The organism is Virgibacillus sp. M23, assembly GCF_034190895.1.
Taxonomy (GTDB): domain Bacteria; phylum Bacillota; class Bacilli; order Bacillales; family Amphibacillaceae; genus Virgibacillus; species Virgibacillus salarius.
Genome location: NZ_JAWDHA010000257.1, coordinates 1 through 450, shown reverse-complemented (window position 1 = coordinate 450; position 450 = coordinate 1). Strand labels below are relative to the sequence as shown.

The 450-nt window shown below is 50.4% G+C and carries 1 protein-coding gene; it reads left to right on the top strand.

From position 1 onward, the window contains the following. The coding region (locus tag RVS70_RS22405; RefSeq protein WP_321134920.1) for a 4Fe-4S dicluster domain-containing protein at positions 1–450 on the top strand (450 nt) is incomplete at both ends.

Here is a 450-nt window from a genome sequence, read left to right as displayed (position 1 = left end):
AACAAAGCGGAAAAATGCAAACTCTGCTTTCCGCGTTTGGAAGCGGGACTGCCGACCATCTGCTCCGAGACGTGTGTTGGCAGAATCCGCTACCTCGGCGTCATGCTGTATGACGCGGACAACGTGGAGGAAGCGGCATCTGTTGAAAATGAAAAGGATCTCTACCATTCCCAATTGGATGTTTTTCTTGATCCGAATGATCCTGAGATTGCCAAATTGGCAAAAGAACAGGGCATTCCGGCTGAATGGATAGAGGCCGCGCAGCAATCACCAATCTATAAAATGATCATTGACTGGAAGATCGCGCTGCCGCTTCATCCTGAGTACCGCACGCTGCCAATGGTGTGGTACATTCCGCCGCTCAGCCCGATTATGAATCTCTTTGAAGGAAAAGGCAGCCGGCAAACGGCGGAAGATATTTTTCCGGCTATCGACCAAATGAGAATCCCG